We start from the raw sequence: 20,339 nt of genomic DNA on the forward strand, positions 1-20,339 counted from the left end.
TCAACAGCCAATGCTACTGTAGTTGCAAGTCGTGTGCAACTGCAGGCGTTGGTTGTATGTGGGGTAGGGGAAATCCCGCCCAGCTTGCTATTTCCGAGATCGCCAGTCATCGCAAACGCTGCCGGGCACGGATTTCCTAGCCGGGGAATGACTCGAGGATCGATTTGTCCTCTATATCAAGCCACCTTTCAGCATCCGTTCCTGCTGCGCAATCAATCCCGGCGGCAGTCGGGACCACCCCCGAAAGGTCAATTTCAAATGGCAAGGAATCGAAAATGACGACGTCAGCCGCATGGGGCTGCGTGGCACTGAAGCAAACGGGCTTGCTTATGTCGCCAATTGAAGTCTCGCTGGCGGCGCACGACCGCTCGAGTCGCGCCGATTCCCGTGTATTCGGCTGCAGCAGCGAAGGCGAGGCATCGTTATTGGCTCGGCATGAAGAAACGAGCCGAACTTGAATTTCAACTACCGCGGCAACGGTGGCGACGAACCTTAATTGCGGGACGTCGCTACTCTGCATAATCTGCCACTGACGTTCAATATTGGCACGGAAATCGCAATACTGATTGATGCTGACTGGAGGCCGTGCCCACGTGAGATGGGGCGTTCATCTCGCGCGGTGAAACCACTCTTCAACTTGTGGAGACAGGACGATGCCCGAATGGACGGACAAAGATGAACGACAGTACGAACACATTAAGGAGAGCGAGCTTGATCGTGGCAAGTCAAAAGACGACGCGAAAGAGATAGCCGCTCGGACGATCAATAAACAACGTCGCAACGAAGGCCGGACCCCGAACAGAACGACGCAGGGGACCGGTAACCCGAACACGTCGCTTGACAAACGCACCGTCGATGAGCTTCGCAATCGAGCCGCTGAATCGAGCCGCTGAATTGAGCATCAAGGGGCGAAGTAAGATGAAGAAGCAAGAATTGATCGGAGCCATCCGCGGTTCAAGCTGATGGCGAACGATCCGCCAGGGATGTCCGGTCGGTTGAAATGTGAATTTTTTGTGGCTGCTATCCTCGGAGGAGGCGGCTAAGAAAGCGTCGTCGTTTTGCCAGTCGCCGCGTACATAACTCATTTAGGATTTGATTCCGCCATGACGATGATTCCGACCCGAGATGGACAGGCGATTTACGTCAAACAGTGGGGTGACGGTCGACCGGTTGTTTTGCTCCACGGTTGGCCACTTTCGGCCGATAGCTGGGATTTTCATGCGATGAAAATCGCTGATGCTGGATACCGGGTGATCTCCTACGACCGCCGTGGCTTTGGTCGGTCGGATCAACCGTTTGGCAACTACGATTACGATTCGCTGTCGGATGACTTAAGTGATGTGATGACGGCGATGAGCGTCGAAGACGCCACGATCATCGGTTTTTCGATGGGCGGTGGCGAAGTCGCTCGGTACATGTCACGTCATGCTGGTCGACATGTGAAGCAGTGTGGTTTGATCTCGTCGATCGTCCCGTACATGCTAAAGGGCGACGACAATCCGAACGGTGTCGACCAGTCGGTTTTTGATGAAATGACTGAATCGATGCTGACCGACCGACCGAAGTTCTTTGCTAACTTCTTCAAGGATTTCTACGGCGTCGGGGAGATGTCCCACCCCGTCAGCGATGAATACTTGCAGTGGACTCGCACGGTCGCGATGCAAGCGAGTTTGAAAGCTACGCTCGCCTGTGCAAAGTCCTTTGCGACCACCGATTTCCGTCTCGACTTGCCCGCCATCACGATTCCGACCTTAGTGATCCACGGCACCCAAGACGCAATCGTCCCGATCGACGCCAGCGGCCGACCGGCGGCAGAAGCAATTACGTCAGCGACGTTGAAGGAATACGATGGTGCTCCGCATGGACTGTTGGCTACCCACAAAGATCAATTGGCGGACGACTTGCTCGCGTTCTTGAGAAGTTGACGCGTTCGCCATCAATCGGCCGCTGCAATCAAACGGGCAATTCGTCCCGAATGCCAAGGCGGATACGAAGCGGCTTTGCGCTGAACGAGAAACCTGACGTCGAACCGTTCTGTCAGGAAGTTCAATAGCGATTTTGCCTTTGCCAGTGACTTCTCACTAAACTTGATATTCGCAATCGGCACTTCGATACAAAACGTGAAGAAGCAAAATTCACGCAGGATAATGCGTGACCATTCCACCTGAATGTGGTCTTCAATCGCTGCGAACTCCTTCTCGATACAAGCATCCCTCTCTAAACAAAAACACTTCAAGCAACGGTGCTTGGTAACACAACCCAATTTTTCGGGCAAGCGCGGTCAACGGTTGCACGTCGTCGTTTGGTTTGATTGAGTGCTTGGACCACAATTGAAACTCGTCGAATTGTCTGACCAAATGTTTGGTTTCTAAGCGGGGTGCCGAGTCGCCGCGCAGCTTGACACTGGATCGACCATCGGCCAAGTGATTCCTGAAATCGTCGTAACCTATGAGGAACCGACAAGCACGGCATGCGAACCTGTCACAGGATCGTCACTGGTCCCCCGATGAATTGGTATACCACCAGTCCCACGGTCGTGAAGGAAATCGCGATGGCAGCACCGGCGACCAAACCGTCTTTTGCCATCAAAGCAATCGCAAACGCGGCAATCGCAGCGCCCGCCAAGTTCGCACTAAACGGTATGAATTCTAAGATGGGCGTTGCCATTGCGACCAAGATACATGCGACCGCAATCAGCGTCGTGCCAGCGTGATTGACCAGCCACTGGAGTCTTGGCTTGGTGATGCGATCCAGCCAGTGCGCCGGCTTGCGTAGCCAAGAGACCATCTTTCTGGCCCGCTTTGCCTTCAACTGCCTGCGTTCCATCCAGGCTGGGATCCAAAGGTGGTCGCGATGCATGACAATCTGACTGGCAACGACAATGACCAGCAGTCCCAGAACCACAGGAACACCTGGAATATCCGCTGGCCCGGGCACCAACATGATGAAACCAATCAATAGAAGCACCGGCGCAAAACTATGCTGTCCGAGCACGTCCATCACGTTGCCAAACGTCAGTGGGTCGTGCTGGTCCGCAGCCTCGTCTAGTTGGTCCAAAACGTCTTCGGTGGGATGAATGGATGATGCAGGCAATGAACCGTTCCTTTGAATTACACATTAGGCGTCCCGTCGATGCCCAGATTTCTCAACTCTTCGGCCGATGCGGGGCCTTCCGGGATGACCGATAGCGTTCCTTCGGTTTCGATAACGACTGCTGCCACTTCGCTGGGCTGGGCAATTTTGCTTTGACGCATCGCTGCAAGAATCTCTTCCTTCGTTACACGCTGCTTCTTCATGGCTTCACGGAGACAACGCCCCTGAAAGAAGACTAATGCGGGTTCGGACTTGACCAGTTTTGAATACCATCGGTAGCGGACGGCAAGCCAAGTCGAGACGAGCTGCAGGAGGACCAATAGCCCCAAGGCGGTGATCCCTTGGACAAGTGATACGCTCTGTGACGTGAGCGCCGAAGCCAGCGTCGACCCCAGTGCAATCGTCACGATGAAGTCGAACGCATTCATTTTTGAAAGCGTTCGCTTGCCGCTAACCCGTAAGATCAGGATCAACGCCGCGTAGCCGATCGTGCCAAGTACCAGCGTTCGAACGACCGGTGCCCACCCATCGAAAAACATTTTGCCGCTGATAAAGTTGGCCAACAATGTCGTCTCCATGATGGTTGACCCGATCTGTTTTCTTCATGAGATCGCTCGTCCTATCAATAAACCAGACAAACGCAAAAGTACCGTCGGCTAGACGGAGTCCCAATGCTTGCCGCCGCAGCCTAGACATCTAGGCCAGCCCTAGATATCTATGGCTATGACGCTCTTAGCAGATTTTGATGTTCAACTCTTTATGCCTGAGCGGCCGCTGAATTGATCGACGATTCGGCAATCTGCGTTAGCTTCTTGTTGGCATCCCCCTCTTCTTGAAGAGTTTGCTGTAGGAGATCGGCAACGTCTTGGCGACCACATCGCTGGGCAAAGTTTCGCGCCGATCCGTAGCCAGCCATCTCATAGTGTTCGACTCGTTGTGCCGCCGCGATTAGCGCTGCATCCTTGATCGCCGCATCGCCCTTGGCCCCGATCATTTCGTCGCCTTCTGAGACCAGTCCTTTCATCGCGTCACACGTTTTACGTTTGGCTGACGCATCCAAGAGTTGAAAGGCTTCTTCAAGTCGATTGACATGTCCTTTGGTTTCGTCCAAATGGCCGCGGAAGGCTTGTTTCAACTCCGGCGACGAAGCGGCGTCGGCCATTTTGGGCAACGCATCCACCAGCCTGCTTTCGGCGTCATACAGGTCTTGCAGTTGGTCGACAAGCAAGCATTCGAGTGAATCAAATTCGGTACTGGTAAAGAGTCCCATTGGTTTGGCTCCTTGCTGAGGATGAAGAGTTTGACTGAAAACTTGTGTGTCAGAAACGCTGCAACTGACGTTCCAAAACCGCGGACCGGAGCCTCCGCACGTGATCATGACTTGCCCCCACGCGACGAAGCGATAGAAGAACCACAACAGAAGTGCTGCGGAATCGCTTAAGCAAAAGCCGCCCCGTCATGCGGCTACACGAACTGCTTCCCATCAGACTCGATCGACGAGAATATTTTGCACAACGCTTGAGTGTTGGATTCCGATGTCGCAGGACCGATCTAATTGAGCGATGAGACACCAATGATGATTCAGGATGACGGGATTCAACGCAATATGACCAGCGGTGCGAAAATGGGGCGATGCCCAATCGCCCCAGTGCATGCACGTGTGCGATCACCGTCATGGCGATACCGGGATACGACAGAGACGCAGGCAATTGCAAGGTGTTCGGGAAAGGACGCATCAAACAGCTTTGAGTCCAAGAGAGACGGCGTGGTTGCTTGATGGTGTTACAGGACAAGCTGAAAGCGAAACCGTCGTGCCAACGGGCATAGCATTTGCTTCGGGCATGACCGGTATGAAGTGAGAACACCGAATTCACATATGCTCAGCATCTAAGCGATGGATTTTGCAAATGAGCGCCCTCTCCGCCTCGCAAATTCGCCCAGACTTGCGACGTGACCCAAACGCTCCTGCCAGGGTTTCATTGCATGGATCATCGTCTGATCAGCAAGGACAAAAATCGCTGAACGTTGGATCGAAGGAGCGAAAGATTGCAACCTTCGGCGGCTCGGCTTTGGTTTTTGGCGGGACTGTCGCCGTGTTCTGCGGTAGCGGCTGCATCGCCTGTATCGCGGCGAGCGTTCTGCAGCAAAACGGGTTCGCAACTGTTCACGACCTGCCTGGCAGCGTGTCGGCATGGAAGAAAGCCGGCTTCGAGTTGGTGACATCGTCTGACGCAAAACCAATGACTCGTGAGACAAACAAACTAAAAACGGATTACTAGATCCGGTGACTTACAGATTCCTCTATCTGATCTTTACTAACAAAGGAGAAGTTCAATGTGCAAACGACTAAGTTGCTGGGCCGTAATGGCGGCCATGATCCTGACCGGCGGGTTGGCACCTGTCGCCGCACAACAGAGTGAAAAGCAAACTCCTAAGGAAGCTCCCGCAGGGGATGCTGTCGCCGACGCGCAGGCATCTCGAGAAGTTCCAGTCAAGCGGCCGGAGCAGAGAAAGAACGAACATGATCGCTCAGACGTCTTTGACGCTCGGAAAGCTTGGCCCTCGTCCCCGGTCTTCGAAAAACAGCCAAAGGAAGGAAAAATCTCGGGCTTTGATTTCTATCGCGATCCGCTGAACTCCGACCGACCATACCAAACGTTTGAGGAAATCTTCGAAAAGGAGAATGCTGGAAAGCCGAATGTAATGGAGGCCCAGCGAGCGTTCTTGGAGAGCCGCTACGTCTTGGAGCCACGATTCGACGCCAAGGCAACGATGTCGCGAGGGAAACCGCTATGCGTGGGGCCGACGGCGAGACTGCCGAACGGGATGACATGGGAACAGCTTACCGAGATGACGCCAGAGGAGATCCAGAAGCAAGGCGTCTTCCCCTATCCATCGCTCCCTCATCCGCTCCAAACCAACGGAGGTCAGGTCTTCCCGCGGATGCAGATCGATATGTTTCCACGATTGGAGCGATTTGACGTGGACCACGACCTGCCCGAGGCGTTCTTGCCAGAATTCCCGCCCGCCATTTACCTCAACAGTCGGCCGGAACTGGGCGACGTCTCACGCGGTGAGGTCGTTTCGATCAACAACTACTACCGGCTGTTCAAGGACATACTGACACCCGTGCAACTCGACGGACTGCGCCTGCTTGTCACGCCATTTCCGCAGGAGGAGTTCAATCCAACCGATGACCGCAAGAGTGCTCAACCAAGCCTGGGCGTGACTTGCTTAGATTGCCATGTCAACGGCCACACGACCGGCCAGTTCCACCTCAACCCGGACATGCGTCCCGAAGAGCGGCGGATGCGGCTGGACACGACCAGTTTGCGGGGAATGTTCAACCAGCAGATCCACGGGTCGAAACGGAGCCTGCGCAGTGTCGAGGACTTCACCGAGTTCGAGCAGCGGACAGCGTACTTCAACGGCGATGAAATCCACGCCATCAAGAAGGGAATGAACATCCTGGACAGGATTCAGGTCAGCCACATGGCTCAGATGCAGAATATGTTCGATTTTCCCCCTGCACCGAAGTTGGACCCGATTACCGGACGGCTTGATTCCAAAAAGGCGAGCGAAAGAGAACTCCGGGGTGAAAAATTGTTCTTCGGTAAGGCAGGGTGCGCCCTATGCCATCCAGCCCCCTTCTATCTGGACGACAAGATGCATGACCTTCACCTGGAACGATTCCTCAAGAATGAACCGGGCGATGGACCGATCAAGACATTCACGCTGCGTGGTATTAAGGACAGCCCGCCCTACCTGCATGACGGTCGCTGTCTCACTCTGGAAGATACCGTCGAATTCTTCAACCTCGTTCAAGGACTAAAGATGACTTCTGAAGAGAAGAGCGATCTAGTCGCCTTTTTACGTTGTCTCTAATCATGAGAAATGAGACTTCCCCCAGTGAACCTGGGCAGTGAGCCAGTGTTGTCCGAAATGACCTCCGCCGCATTGCGTTCAGAAGCTCAGGCGACACACCTCCCGTCAACACGGATGACCACATGTTTGGACTGTGACGACGGTGGCTACATGAAAAAGCCTTGCGATTGCTTTCGCAAACGTAAGGCTTTTCGTCGTCGAGATAACTGATTGTTGGTGGTTAGAAGTGATACTCGACACGGGTTACGAAACCGTCGAATGTGAAGTCGTCACTGAGGTCACGGTAGTTGCCCGCGTTGTTTTGTACCGCTCCGATCCAATCCTCTGTTTTGACTGTTCCCATCCACGAGTTGAACATGTAGCCCGCCGTGACTCGCAGTCCACAGCAATGCTGCCAGCCTGCTCCGACTTCCAGATCGAGCATTGAAACCATGCGGCCTGCATCCCATCCGGAGGAAACTCGAATTGGGTCAACGTTGCTTGAGTGCAGGTAGGACGCGTCGAATTTGCCAGCCAACAAGCTGGCGTTTGTTTTGCCGTAAAGGAATGTACCGCGGCGCAAGTGATGCTCGATGTCGGCACCCAAGCGAAGGCCGGCACCGTTGAATTCAATGTCGCTTGTCACGGTTTCCGTCAGGCCCGCGCCGGTATAGACAACGCTCAGGTCCTGATCCAAACGACCGTATCGAGCACCGATCGTTAGGTTCGCTGCCGTGCACGCGTTTGACAAGACAATAAATCGATAGTCTAAATCGGCAAGCTGGAAGTCGATGTCGTAGCTGCCAGAAGCGGAGAGAACATTTGCGGCGGCATTCGCTTCGTTTGGATGAACCAGCAACTTGGCCAACGAAAGAGGAGCGTTCACATCGACTTGATCGGATTGGCTGCTGCTGTAACCGGTGTAGGACAACGAGAAACTGCTGCAGTGGTCGAGTGCTTTGGTCAGTCCCACGCGAAAGCCTAGCTCGGCTTCTGGATCCAGAATTCCGACGTCGCCTTGGGGTACGTTGCCATTGACCGGCAAAGCGTAGGAGATTTCGGCGTCGCGGGCGCGAAGGACGAGCAGTTCGCCAAAGACGCCAGAGCGATGAGCCCAGGCGGGCGTTTGATAAACGGGCGAACCGCTATTGAAAGCTGCCGGTTGGACGGCCGAACCGTTCAGGTCCACCGGCTCGTTTGCTGCAGCCAAACCGCTGTTCAACGCGAGCAAACCGAACATCGCGCCGAAAAGTGCTTTGATTTTCATGATTTTTCCTGATTATTATCCAAGCCGTTTCCTGTACAGCCTCGCCTGATAAAGGCTGTTATCGGCAAGCCGCCTTGGGGGGCATTACACCACACGGTTTCCCTCTTACATTCGCTGTAACCGTGCGTTTCATATGATTTGGTGCACCGCTCGCTAAGAGGAGAGGATGATTCCCAATTAATTTACGCAAGTCTGATAACTGCTACTCGGGGATCGCAATCGGGCATCCTCTTTGGGAAACCGGCAATGTTGGGCGATGAATTCGACGGCGATGAAGAGGGCGATCTTGAGTCGTTGGTCGATTTGATCGCGATGCGTTTGTCAAGCTGAAATTTAATAAAACGATTTAAAAGACTAGCTTTTGCAAATCCCGCACTTTACTATGCCTTCCCGGGTTGCCTGTATTGCGTAGTCCGCGAGCGGGGCATGTGGGCACGCCAGGTTTCACTTTGAAGACTCGAACGGACGCTAAAGTCCGCGCATCTATTTACCGCATCAGCACCAGTGTCGTCTCTGCGAGCGTGCTCGCACCATCACGACTGCACCTGTTTCCTCGAATAATCCCACCTTCACATCAAGAGCAGCGTCTCAACAAGCGGCCTATCCGCTTCCAGCCCGTTGAGGAACATCGCCATGAAAAATAATAATCGTCGAAGAAATCGTATTCATTTGTCCAGTGCTGAGAAGCAACGTCGCGCGATTAGGCGTCGGCGGGAATCGAAACTGCGATTCGAAACCTTGGAAGATCGCCGGTTGCTGGCAACGTTTGCCGAGGCAGGTGCGATTCTAAATCTGGAATTAGAAGCCGGCGAATCGGTCGGCATTGTTGCGAATGCGAATACCTATGAACTGACGATCACAGGTGGCACGGGAAATTGGACTGGAAGCAATAGCGGCAATGTCACCGGCGCCGGTAGCAACCCACTCACCGTCACGGCGGCCGGTCAGATCCAGTTTGATACGATCAACATCACAGATGCCGGCACAAACGCGAATACGTCGGTAACATTTGATGGCGGTGTCGGTGATTACACAGATGCCTTCTCCATTGCGCTGACCGACGCCCTCGCCGGCAATATCACCTTCGCGGCCAACAGCAATTTTGATACAGCCGATGGGATCTTAACCGCTCAAACCACCGCTGCCATTACCGTGAATGCCGGCGTAGGTGTGACGCAGACAAACGGAACGTTATCGCTGAGCGCGGGCACCAGCATCACGGCGCCTGGAATTGACAATGGGATAGCAGATATCACGGCACCAACCATTTCACTTGCTGCTGGTGGAACTGCGGCGATTGGCAACAGTGCCGCCAATCGCGTGGAAGTGGATGCTGGAACACTGAACGCAACGACTGTGGGAAATCACATTTGGCTGGCAGACACAGCGGGTGGTGTTGCGCTCGGGAACCTGGATGCTGGCAGTGCGATGATCCTGCTGGACGTCAACGGCCCCATCACCGATGGTAACGGGCCTGCAGTGAACTTGACCGCAGGCAATGGAGTCAACCTGACGACCACCGGGCCTGGTAGCGCAATCGGTACGGTTGGTGATCCGATCGAGACCGCGATCGGGGCGCTCTCGGCGACGACTAACGATGGGGGCATCTTTGTTGCCGATTCAAATGCCCCGGGACTGATCGTCAACGCCGTCGTGGCCAAACAGGGTGGCAAAACTCCGTTCATCGGCGGCAGCAATGAGGTTGTGGTGGACCTTCCAGCGGTCAGCGGTACCCATGACGTTTCCATTACCGCTCAGGGACCCGTCATGCTCAACAGCGTTGTCGCCCCGGACGCGGTGACGCTTAGCTCCGCAACCGGCGTCATTCTGGACATGAACCAGGAAGCGAACGATATCCTTGCCCAAAGCGTGACCCTGATCGCCGATGGTGCGGTCGGCCAAATCACCGACCCGATTGAAATGACGGTCGAGCGTTTCAGTGCCAACACGACCGACGGCGATATTTTCCTTTCGCAAGGAATCGTCGGTACGGCGACATCTGTTGTTGCGGGTGGCGCAAACAATGATGTGGTGGTGAAAAGTGCAGCGGAAACCTTGCGAATCAAGGTCATCGCAGCACAAGGAAACGTCACCGTGCGGAACGCCGTTGGATCTTTATTAGATGACAACGGTGGAGCGGTAAATATCTCCGGACAGGTCGTCGACTTGTCGGGAGCGACCGGCATTGGAACTACCGGTGATCCGCTGGAGACAACCGCTGTCGATCTGGTCGCAACCGTCACGGATTCAGCTGCTCCTATTTTCATCGCGGAGACGAACGGACTCAATTCGGTCGCGGCCAAAACCAACGCTGGCGACGTGACGATCACCTTCACCGGCGGGCCGCTTCAGTATACGGCAAGTACGGAAGTGCTTTCCGCATCCGGCGCAGCTGTGACCTTTGAGACAACGTCCGGAAATGTCAAATTAGACGTCGTCGACGCGGGAGCAGGCGACGTGATGGTCACTGCGCCCGGAGCGATCACAGATGACACTAGCGATAGCTTGCTGGACCTCCGCGGTGGGACGGTCACGCTGCTTGCGGGTACCGGCATCGGTGCTTTGGGAAATGAAATCGACACGGAAGTTGCGACACTGATCGCGACGACCACAAGTGGAGGTGTCTTTATTCGAGAAACCAATGCACTTTCGTTGACTGCTTCGACGCTTGGCGGGGATATTGATGTACGCACCGCGACCGCTGACATGACCCTGGGGCAGGTCTCGGCGACTGGCCTGGTAACTCTGCATGCCGGCGGCGCCATTCTGGACGGAAATGCTAACACCGACAATGTCTCAGCAGACACGCTGGACCTTGTCGCGTCGAGCGGAATTGGAACCGTCGGCGATGGGCTGGAGACGTCGGTCAACGATCTGACGGCCAGCGGAGGCGCGGGCGGAGGGCTATTTCTTAGCAATAACAAAACGTTGACGCTAACTTCGGCGTCGGCAACCGGAGGGAACGTCTCCGTCGCGGCCGCCGGAAACCTGACGCTCGCCGGCGCGTTGACCGCGACCGGTCAGGATGTTGTGTTGTCTGCCATCGGCGAATTGATTGACATGAATGTCGTCGGCGATGATATCACCGCCAACCTCGCCACATTGAATGCGGCCAAAATCGGCGTCTCTGGCGACAAGATTGAAACCCGTCTAACAGGCATTACCGCGGCAACGACATCTGGCGGCATTTTCGTAAGCAACACCGGCACGAATCTTGCGCTAGTCGCGACGGCGCTTGGACAGTCGGCCAATATCGATATCAACACCACGGGCGATATCGTGTTGGATACGGCCACAGCGCAAGGGGACACGGTCAAGCTTCGAGCGGGCGGGGCGATTACCGACGGCAACGATCCTCCGCCGCCCACCCAGGTCAACATCACCGCCAAGACGCTTGATATTGCCGCTCCCGGCGGCATCGCGACGACTTTTAATCCGTTGGAAGTGGACGTGGATCAGGTTGCCACCGTGGACGGCGGAACGAACGGCGCCAGCGTGACCAATGCCGGCCCGCTGTTGCTGACCGAAGCAGCCATCCAATCTGCAGGTGTGGGCACCCTGGCGTTCGATGCCGAGTCGATCACCATTGAAGATATCGGCGACGACATGGCAACGCTGGCAGCTAACCGATCGCTGGAACTGCGCACGCAGACGGGCGATATCGTTTTTCTCGATTCAGCCGACACGATTGAAACCAATGGCGTAGGCACGATCACCATCCAAGCCGGAATGATTACGGGTAGTGGCGGGGTGGCCGTGCTGGGCAATCTAAAGACGGCCGGCGGCGACATCTTGGTCACTGCCGATAAGCACATCACGATCGGGCAACTAGACGCGGGCAGCGGAGATGTCACGGTCCAATCACTTTCCGGAATCATCCTGGATGGCAACGGCGCAACAATCAACGTGATCGCCGGGACGACGACGCTGGTCGGTGCCGCACCGACGGCTCGCGAGGCCGAACTTCACGAAGAGTTCAAAATCGCAGAGGCGGCGGCCGCGAGCGCAGAGGCGGCCGCAAAAGAAACTTCGGCGGAGGCTTTCGGCAGTGGATCGGAAATCGTGGCTGCCGCGACGGTTCAGGCTCAGGCGGCGGTTAATAGTGCGATTACGTTGGTCGCCACCAAGCAAGCCATTTATGACCCACTTAATCAAACTGCGTCGGACTTGGAAATCGCCATCGAGGTATCTTCAGGGATCGCTTTCGGTTTGGATATCGGAGCCACTGCGGCAGAAACAGCCGCCGCAGTAGCCCAAGTCATTCCGCTTACTGGTGACGGAGGGGCGGCAACCGTTGCGTCGGTAATCATTATCGCTTCCAAGGTCGCCGACGCGGCCGTGCTGGCGGAAACGATTGCGAAAGATAAGATTGATACGAAAAAAGGAAATGCGGAGACGGCGCTGACGGAAGCGAAAGGGGAACTTGCCGCAGCTAGATCTACCTTGACATTGGCGACGCAGACTAGAAATGCGTTCCAAGAGTCCTTCTCTATCGCCGATGCATCGGCGATCAAGGCAGGGATTGTTCGTGACGCTTCGGCACGTGTTCGCGACCAGGCAGTCCTGGCCCGCGATCAGGCCAATGTGATTGGCACCTTCGCTGACCCGCTGGGCCTACAGATAACAGGCGTTATTAATGTGACTGCCGGCCCGACCGACAGTTACCTGCAGGTTGTGGGCGACACCGCCGTGGATTTGATTCAGGCTACCGGCAGTGTCACGTTGATTTCGACCGGAGTGATCAGCGATGCCGACGCGGGTGGTGGCGCGGACATCACTGGATTGGGGCTGACAACGATCGCGGTCGGTGGCATCGGGACCGCCGCCGATCCGCTTGAGACTCGCGTCGACACGCTCAACGCCAGCAACACGACCGGGGGCGATATCGCGATTGCCAACACCGTTGGCGCGCCGGCAGCCCTCGACATTACGGGTATCTCGAATGTTGGTGGCGGCGATGTGATTATCTCGAATCAGGGTAGTACCGCCGCTGGGCAAGGTATCACGATCAGTGGTCCAGTTAGTGCGGCCGGAGCTGGAGCAGGAGTCACGATCGATTCCGGTAGCCCGCTGACGGTGGCCGCCGACGTGTCGGCAGCCGGTCCTGTCACACTGACTGCGGCGGAAACCGCAGGGGCCGGCGACGACTTGACTGTCAATGCTGGCGTGACGATCGAATCGACGGGTGCGTCTGTTTTGTTGCGTGCCGGTGACAATATCAACGTTGCCTCGACAGCGACGATCAAGGCCGTTACCGATATCACGATCACCGCCAATTTCAACGACGACGCTGCCGATACAGCGGGTGCGGAAGTGGTTGTCGCTGGATCGCTGATCGCCCCCTCGGCATTGATCAATGTCGACCCAGCGGCCGATGACGATGACACGTTCATCATTACGCCTTCGGTTTCTACTCCGATCACGGTGGATGCCGAAGACGGTAGCGACACACTTAACTTTGTTGCCGATGGCCTAGCCGTCACGATCCTCGGCAACACGATCACGGCCGCTGGCCGAGCCGCGGTGACATTCAATAACTTTGAGTTCGTGAATATTCTGAATTCGGGCGGCGACGGCAGCGTCACGCTGCTGACGGCCCCCGGCGACGCCGACGTGATGGTCCTGACCGGAACCGGTCAGGGAGCGGGCACGTTCACGTTGAATGGAGGCATCCCCATCTCGTTCAGTGGCACGACCAGCTTCACCTTCAACGCTGGCGACATGGACGACGCGATCACCGTGTCCCCGTTCGCTACTTCGGTGTTGCCCTGGAATGTCGCAGTGACCATCGATGGTGGCGCCGGCACCGACCGCATCACGTACAACAACGTGGTGGGATTGTTCGATCATACAATTGTGACGGCAACCGCTCCCGGAGCGGGGCACATCGATTCACCCGGCGTGACGTCGGCGTTGAACAGCCAATTGGTCTCGTTCACAAACGTTGAAGACATCACGGCCAACGCCAATCCCGGTGAAGACGAGAGCCTGACGGTGAACCACCGCGACACCTCGGCTGTCGATACAACCTCGTTGCTCTTCGATCCCGCCCCGGGTGGCGATGATCTCCAGCTTGACGGGTTGTTTGACATGGTCATCGACACGGACAACTACGTTGGCCTAACGATCAACGGCAGGGGAGGCGACGACACCTTCAACGTGACGCCCGGTCCCATTCCTGTACGCATCGATGGCGGCGACCCTGTCGGTTCGACCGCTGGCGATCTGATTAACTTTACGCCTTCTAGCGTCTTCATTATCGAACCTGGTCCGGAAAACGATGAGGGTGGATTTAACGCGATTGGCAGCCAGCGAGTCAGTTGGGACCACATTGAGGAAATCTCTGTCACCGGTGGCGGCCCCAGCGTCTTTCTGGGAACCAATGGTGACGACGACATCACCATCATTGCGCGAGACAGTTCAACCCACGCTGCGGCGGACGGTGTGCAAGACTTTACCGTCAGCCTGAATAACGGGCCGAGCATCCTGTATCTGGACTCCCCGGTCTTCTTCGTCGATGCCCTGGGTGGGGACGATGATGTTGTGGTTCGCGAGGCGGCGCCCAACGGCGCTGCCTGGAATGTGCAACTGTTCGTCGCTCAAGGGACCCCGGGCATGCCGACCGGTGACCAAGGCGACGTGTTCGCTTTGGAAACGCCCGGCACTCAGACCGTTGACTTTACACCTAACCCAGCTTCCTTCACGATCCCCACGCTGCCCGCTGGCGTAACGCTCACCATCCCCTCCCCCTCGGGCGTTGATACGGCCATCGTCAACGATGCTACCAACACGTCTGTAATATCGCTGACGCCATTTAATCTCAGCGTTCCGCTGGCGAATTTCGTCTTCACTTCGTCGCCGGGCGGTGTTGACACGATCCTTTATAACGGTCTGGGCGGTGGGGATGCCCTGACCATGCATGGCAGCGCCTTTGACGACACCTTCATCATTAATCCAAGCAACGGTGGCAGCGGCAGTTTCCGCTCCGACCTCTCTCCTACGTTCGACTTTACTGGCGCCGACGCGATCACCGCGACAGGCGGCAGCGGCGGTTCGGACGAAGTGATTGTTGAGGGAACCAACAGTAACGATGTGATTACGGCATCGGCCGCGACGCGGATGGTGACCGTCACCGATTCCACGGGGACAACGCTGAATCCAGTTGTCCTGGGAGCAGGTATCGATATCGCGACGATCGAAGCCAAAAAGGGAGACGATTTGATCTTGGCGTCGCCTGATCCGGTAGGCGGGGCAACGGTGCAGTTCAACATCCATGGCGACCTGCCCAATGCCAGCGACCGATTGGTTGTCGAGGATCAAGGCATTGGAAACACGGTTCAACACCATCAGGGTACCGATGGGCGAAGTGGTTCGGTGATCGTGGGGGCTTGGCCGCCAGTATCGTACGAAGGTATCGAATACATCGATATCTTGCCGCTTGACGACGACAGTAGCAGTCCGACGTTTGGTGGTACTGGCTCCGATGGACTGGGACGCATCGTTGTGTTCCATCCAGATCCGTTCTCACAAAACAACAGCTTCCGTAATCCCACGGAATTGCCCGACTTGGCCCAGCATACGGCCAAGCCGAACATCAGTCCCGGTGGCTTGGCCGATCCGTTTGGACCGGGCTTTGACTTGCCAGGCGACGTGGACTGGTACCGATTCATCGCTCCGAAGACCGGGACTTTTCGGTTTGACGTGCTGTTCGATACGGTTGGCACTTTAGCAAATGGCCAGCCCGGATTGCCTGGTGACGGATTGCTTCGCGTTGATATGTTTGAAAGCGATGGGACGGCGATCGTTCGCTTGCCTACCGAGACTGACGCAAACATGCAGACGATTGGTGTCGAAGAGGGCCTGAGCTACTTATTGCGTGTGCAGGGGCAGACTGTCGATTCGATCAACTTGTACGACATCAACGTGGTCGATCTGGACTTGTTGGGGCCGCAAGTCTTTGATCCGGACGGGCCAGGTCCTCTGCACGCCGTACAGATCACTGACAATCCGACGTACAACCTCTTTGATGTCAAGCCTATCAGCCAAGGGCCAACGCCACTGGTTCATAGCTTGACCGTCAATATTCAAGATTTGCCGATTCGGTTTCCTGGGTTTGTCTACGGCGCACTAGACGCCGACGTTTCGTCAGCGGTTGGGCATTATCAGGTGGTTGGCGATCACAACGGAATCGTTGCAATCTCGAAGGTGATTGTGCGAAATGCTCCTGCCGTGCAAGGCGAATTAGCGACCGCTACGATTGAAATCCAGTTTGAGCAACCGCTTCCGGACGACCGCTTCACACTCACGATCTCCGATTCGGTTGTGGATCCTGGCGGAAACAAGTTAGACGGTGAAGGAAATGCCCAAGAACCGCAAGGCACGCCAGCCTTCCCGACTGGCGACACCATCGCCGGAGGGGATTTTGTGGCTCGCTTTACTGTCGATAGCCGAGCGGAAATTGGAGTTGCAGCTCTGGGAAGCGTCTACGTCGATACCAACGGCAACAACCTGTTCGATCCCGAAGCGGTGAACAGCGACGATACCAATGAAGACATCGTTTACAAACTGGGCTTCCAGACCGACAACACCTTTGCCGGCAATTTTGCTGCCCCTGGTGATGTGGCTGATGGCTTCGACAAACTGGGCAGCTACGGTCAGGTCGCCGGTCAGTACCGCTGGTTGATCGATACGAATAACAACGGCGTCGCTGATTTGGTGATCGCCGATCCTGCTCAGGTGAATGGTCGGCCGGTGGCTGGTAACTTCGATGGTAACGTTGCTAACGGCGACGACGTCGGATTGAAGGATGGCACGATTTGGTATCTGGACACCAGCCATGATTTCCAGGTCGATACCACGCTCAACGGCGACATGGTTGGCCTACCAATCGTGGGCGACTTCGACGGTGACGGCATCGACGATTTGGGAGCCTGGGCCGATGACGTTTTCTCGCTGGACTTGAGCGCCGACGGGATCGATGGATTTACGGACCAGCAGTTCACGTTTGGCTTCCCCGGAGTTCGCGAGATTCCCATCGCTGCGGACTTCAACGGCGATGGACTGGATGATATCGGATTATGGAATCCCGATGGCGGTGGCGTAGCTCCTGGGGAGCAGTCGGATTGGATGATCCTGCTCAGTCAACCGGCATCGAACGTTCAGTTGGACACAGGCGTCTTTAACGGGGTGGATTCGATTAGTTCGGCCAATCCGCAAGGAACCTTTCTGGCGGACGACTTTGTCCCCGTCGACCCCAGTCAAGAGTATCACCTGTCCGGTCAGGCTCGATCTGGCGACGGAGCGGGTGGCCAATTCGAAGCGAATAACCGCCAGTACTTTGGCTTTGCCAGCTACGATTCCGATCAATTACAAATTGTTCCGTTCCATGTGAATCGGTTTGCCAATGCGGCCGATACGCAGCTAGCCGCACCGCTGAATCCGGGCGATACGCAAATCGTTCTGCAAGATGCGAGCGGCTGGGCCAATGCTGGGGCCGCCCATCATCGCAGTCTTGCCTGGTATGGGTACACCAACAGCGATGGCTATACCTATCCCGACTACACCTACACTCGTAACGTAGCCAGCAATTTGACGACCGGCCTGTGGAGTGCCGGTGGGATTGCGGGGAATGTGATCACGCTGAACCAACCTTGGGCAGGACCTGCGATTCCCGCCGGAATGGCGGTTCGCAATACGATGTCTGGTGGGACGTACAGCTACGCTGCACTTTCCTACCAATCGGTTCCCGAACAGTGGACAGAGTATGGCGCGACGCTGTCGGGCAGCGGTATGGGTCTTACCCAGTTCCGCCCCGGTACAGCCTTTATTAAACCGGTTATGCTGACCAACTTCGTTGCAGGTTCGACCAACCTGATCAACTGGCGAAACGTAGAAGTCAGTGTATCCACCGCGGCAGTGCCGGTCACCGATCGGATTGTTCCGAACCCGCAAGGGGCTGGCAACGTGATCGATTTTACTCCTGAACCGTTTGGCCCTGACTTGTATGCCAGTTACGGAGATGCTTTTGCTTTGCCGGTTGTTGGTAACTTTGATCCGCCCGTCGTTCCGGCGTCGGGCTCGATCGATCCGGTCGTGGTCGTCGGCTTGAACGCCACGAACGCTGTGGATGCTTACGATGTGGATGGCAGCGGGACTGTGGAGCCGAGGGATGCTTTGGCGGTGATCAACTATCTGAATCGTCACGGTAGTGGTGCCTACGGTGAAGGCGTGCAAGTTGAAGCGAGCGGGATCCAACAGAGCTTTGGTTCAATGCCGGACGTCAATGGCGACGGCAGGGTCGAACCTCAAGACGCACTGCGAGTGATCAATCGACTGAACCGTTTGAGCCGCGATGCTGCGTTGCAGGGGGAGATCGCTGCAGGACTTTCGGCGAGGGTGACAGCAGAGGACAAGGACGCTTCGCTGCAAGCCGGCGATGAACTTGCCGTGCTGGATGCCTCGACGCGCAAGTTGACGCAGTCGGACACCGAGGAGGTCTTTTCGCAGTGGCCCGCGGATCTAGCGTTTGACTCTGAATCGGACGAGGATGAAGAAGACGATTTGGAGCAGCTGGTCGATTTGATCGCCCTGGGACTGTAGGGTTCAGGCGATCCTGTTCACGGAGACAAGCTTTTCGATGCTCGTCAGCGCGTGGTCAGGCCCAAAATTTCCACCGTCTGGCAACGATAGCTACATGGAAAAAGCCTTGCGAATACATTTGCATTCGTAAGGCTTTTCGTTGAAGGACAATCGCTGATTGTCGCTTGTTTAGAAGCGGTACTCGAAGCGAGTCACGAAACCGTCAAACGTGAAGTCATCACTGAGATCACGGTAGTTGCCCGCGTTGTTTTGTACGGCTCCGATCCAATCCTCTGTCTTGACGGTTCCCATCCACGAGTTGAACATGTAGCCCGCCGTGACTCGCAGTCCACAGCAATGCTGCCAGCCTGCTCCGACTTCCAGATCGAGCATTGAAACCATGCGGCCTGCATCCCATCCGGAAGAAACTCGAATCGGGTCAACGTTGCTTGAGTGCAGGTAGGAAGCGTCGAATTTGCCAGCCAGCAAGCTGGCGTTTGTTTTGCCGTAAAGGAACGTACCGCGGCGCAAGTGATGCTCGATGTCGGCACCCAAGCGAAGACCGGCACCGTTGAATTCGATGTCGGTTGTCACGGTTTCGGTCAATCCCGCGCCTGTATAGACAACGCTCATGTCTTGATCTAAACGACCATATCGGGCACCGATCGTGAAGTTCGCCGCGGTGCACGCGTTTGATAAGACGACAAATCGATAATCCAAATCGGCAAGCTGGAAATCGATGTCGTAGCTTCCAAAGGCTGTCGGAACATTGGCGGCGGCATTCAATTCGTTCGGATGAACCAACAGCTTGGCAAGCGAAAAGGGAGCGTTCACATCGACTCGATCGGATTGGTTGCTGCTGTAGCCCGTGTAAGCCAACGAGAAACTGCTGCGGTGATCCAGTGCCTTGGTCAACCCAACGCGAAACCCTAGGTCGGCTTCTGGGTCCAGAATCCCCACGTCGCCTTGGGGTACGTTGCCATTGACCGGCAAAGCGTAGGAGATTTCGGCGTCACGGGCGCGAAGGACTAACAGTTCACCGTACAGACCGCTGCGGTGTGCCCACGGTGGACTGCATGAAACGGGCGCGCACTCTTCGTACGCTAAATGACTCTGCTGCTGGATAAGTGGCTGATCCAACGCGGCTGGGGATTCCGCGGAGGCGGAAACGCAGGTGGTTATTAGAAAGCCAAGCAGCACTCCATGGCGAATATTGTTGGTCATTTTTATCGTCCGAATTGATATGAGCGGTCCGTCAGATGTGAGGGGTATTCAAGGGGCTTCATCGGAAGGGTACGGACCCCTCATGCACCACCGAGTGCTGTGGTGAGAAAACCGTAATAACTGGACTAGTTTGCCACGGATTGCCCGTAAAGCTGAGATCTGAGGGAAATAGGCAGGAAGGGTAAGAATTCGCATGGTGGCATGCGCCCACCAATTCAGGCTGGAAACGCCTATTAGCAATTCGATTAAGTCAAATGTTTTTTAACGATTATCCGAATTTGATTGACTTTGCGGATTGTCAAAATTAGCCTCG

At 55.8% G+C, this 20,339-nt stretch carries 10 protein-coding genes and 1 pseudogene; 5 read left to right on the top strand and 6 right to left on the bottom strand.

What is annotated here, in order from left to right:
* Positions 1 to 653: 653 nt before the first annotated feature.
* A pseudogene (locus FF011L_RS02235) lies at positions 654 to 963 on the top strand (Rho termination factor N-terminal domain-containing protein).
* Positions 964 to 1,103: 140 nt separating this feature from the next.
* Positions 1,104 to 1,925 (top strand): alpha/beta fold hydrolase, encoded by an 822-nt coding sequence (locus tag FF011L_RS02240; RefSeq protein WP_145349875.1) that lies wholly within the window; start codon positions 1,104 to 1,106, stop codon positions 1,923 to 1,925.
* An 11-nt stretch (positions 1,926 to 1,936) separates the two neighbouring features.
* Here FF011L_RS02240 and FF011L_RS26110 read toward each other — a convergent pair whose 3' ends face one another.
* From FF011L_RS26110 to FF011L_RS02255, 4 genes are all read right to left on the bottom strand, one after another.
* A complete protein-coding gene (locus FF011L_RS26110; RefSeq protein WP_218932961.1) occupies positions 1,937 to 2,236 on the bottom strand; it encodes a hypothetical protein in 300 nt (99 codons plus the stop codon).
* Between the two features lie 245 nt (positions 2,237 to 2,481).
* Entirely contained in the window at positions 2,482 to 3,093 is a 612-nt protein-coding gene (locus FF011L_RS02245; RefSeq protein WP_145349877.1) for an exopolysaccharide biosynthesis protein, read from the bottom strand.
* 17 nt (positions 3,094 to 3,110) lie between these two features.
* The gene (locus FF011L_RS02250; RefSeq protein WP_246109679.1) at positions 3,111 to 3,671 is read right to left on the bottom strand and encodes a DUF421 domain-containing protein; all 561 of its coding nucleotides are present in this window, start codon (positions 3,669 to 3,671) and stop codon (positions 3,111 to 3,113) included.
* Between the two features lie 179 nt (positions 3,672 to 3,850).
* Positions 3,851 to 4,363, bottom strand: coding sequence for a ferritin-like domain-containing protein (locus tag FF011L_RS02255; RefSeq protein WP_145349879.1), 513 nt, complete (start codon positions 4,361 to 4,363; stop codon positions 3,851 to 3,853).
* Positions 4,364 to 5,000: 637 nt separating this feature from the next.
* On the opposite strand from FF011L_RS02255, the gene FF011L_RS26115 reads away from it, so the two are divergent.
* Complete coding sequence (locus FF011L_RS26115) at positions 5,001 to 5,372, top strand: rhodanese-like domain-containing protein (RefSeq protein ID WP_218932962.1); 372 nt, start codon at positions 5,001 to 5,003, stop codon at positions 5,370 to 5,372.
* Between the two features lie 55 nt (positions 5,373 to 5,427).
* Positions 5,428 to 6,978, top strand: coding sequence for a cytochrome B6 (locus FF011L_RS02260; protein ID WP_145349881.1), 1,551 nt, complete (start codon positions 5,428 to 5,430; stop codon positions 6,976 to 6,978).
* 220 nt (positions 6,979 to 7,198) lie between these two features.
* On the opposite strand, the gene FF011L_RS02265 is transcribed toward FF011L_RS02260, so the two are convergent.
* The gene (locus tag FF011L_RS02265; protein ID WP_145349883.1) at positions 7,199 to 8,224 is read right to left on the bottom strand and encodes an Lpg1974 family pore-forming outer membrane protein; all 1,026 of its coding nucleotides are present in this window, start codon (positions 8,222 to 8,224) and stop codon (positions 7,199 to 7,201) included.
* Positions 8,225 to 8,857: 633 nt separating this feature from the next.
* On the opposite strand from FF011L_RS02265, the gene FF011L_RS02270 reads away from it, so the two are divergent.
* Positions 8,858 to 18,823 (top strand): dockerin type I domain-containing protein, encoded by a 9,966-nt coding sequence (locus FF011L_RS02270; protein WP_145349885.1) that lies wholly within the window; start codon positions 8,858 to 8,860, stop codon positions 18,821 to 18,823.
* 168 nt (positions 18,824 to 18,991) lie between these two features.
* Here the strand turns inward: FF011L_RS02270 and FF011L_RS02275 are convergent, their stop codons facing one another.
* The gene (locus FF011L_RS02275) at positions 18,992 to 20,026 is read right to left on the bottom strand and encodes an Lpg1974 family pore-forming outer membrane protein (protein ID WP_145349887.1); all 1,035 of its coding nucleotides are present in this window, start codon (positions 20,024 to 20,026) and stop codon (positions 18,992 to 18,994) included.
* Between the last annotated feature and the right edge of the window lie 313 nt (positions 20,027 to 20,339).

It is taken from the genome of Roseimaritima multifibrata, assembly GCF_007741495.1.
Classification (GTDB): Bacteria; Planctomycetota; Planctomycetia; order Pirellulales; family Pirellulaceae; genus Roseimaritima; species Roseimaritima multifibrata.

Bases quoted from the DNA above. Each gene is read 5' to 3' on its own strand.
- FF011L_RS02240 (WP_145349875.1), top strand. From the start codon at position 1,104: ATGACGATGATTCCGACCCGAGATGGACAGGCGATTTACGTCAAACAG.
- FF011L_RS02250 (WP_246109679.1), bottom strand. From the start codon at position 3,671: ATGGAGACGACATTGTTGGCCAACTTTATCAGCGGCAAAATGTTTTTC.
- FF011L_RS02255 (WP_145349879.1), bottom strand. From the start codon at position 4,363: ATGGGACTCTTTACCAGTACCGAATTTGATTCACTCGAATGCTTGCTT.
- FF011L_RS26115 (WP_218932962.1), top strand. From the start codon at position 5,001: ATGAGCGCCCTCTCCGCCTCGCAAATTCGCCCAGACTTGCGACGTGAC.
- FF011L_RS02260 (WP_145349881.1), top strand. From the start codon at position 5,428: ATGTGCAAACGACTAAGTTGCTGGGCCGTAATGGCGGCCATGATCCTG.
- FF011L_RS02265 (WP_145349883.1), bottom strand. From the start codon at position 8,224: ATGAAAATCAAAGCACTTTTCGGCGCGATGTTCGGTTTGCTCGCGTTG.
- FF011L_RS02270 (WP_145349885.1), top strand. From the start codon at position 8,858: ATGAAAAATAATAATCGTCGAAGAAATCGTATTCATTTGTCCAGTGCT.
- FF011L_RS02275 (WP_145349887.1), bottom strand. From the start codon at position 20,026: ATGACCAACAATATTCGCCATGGAGTGCTGCTTGGCTTTCTAATAACC.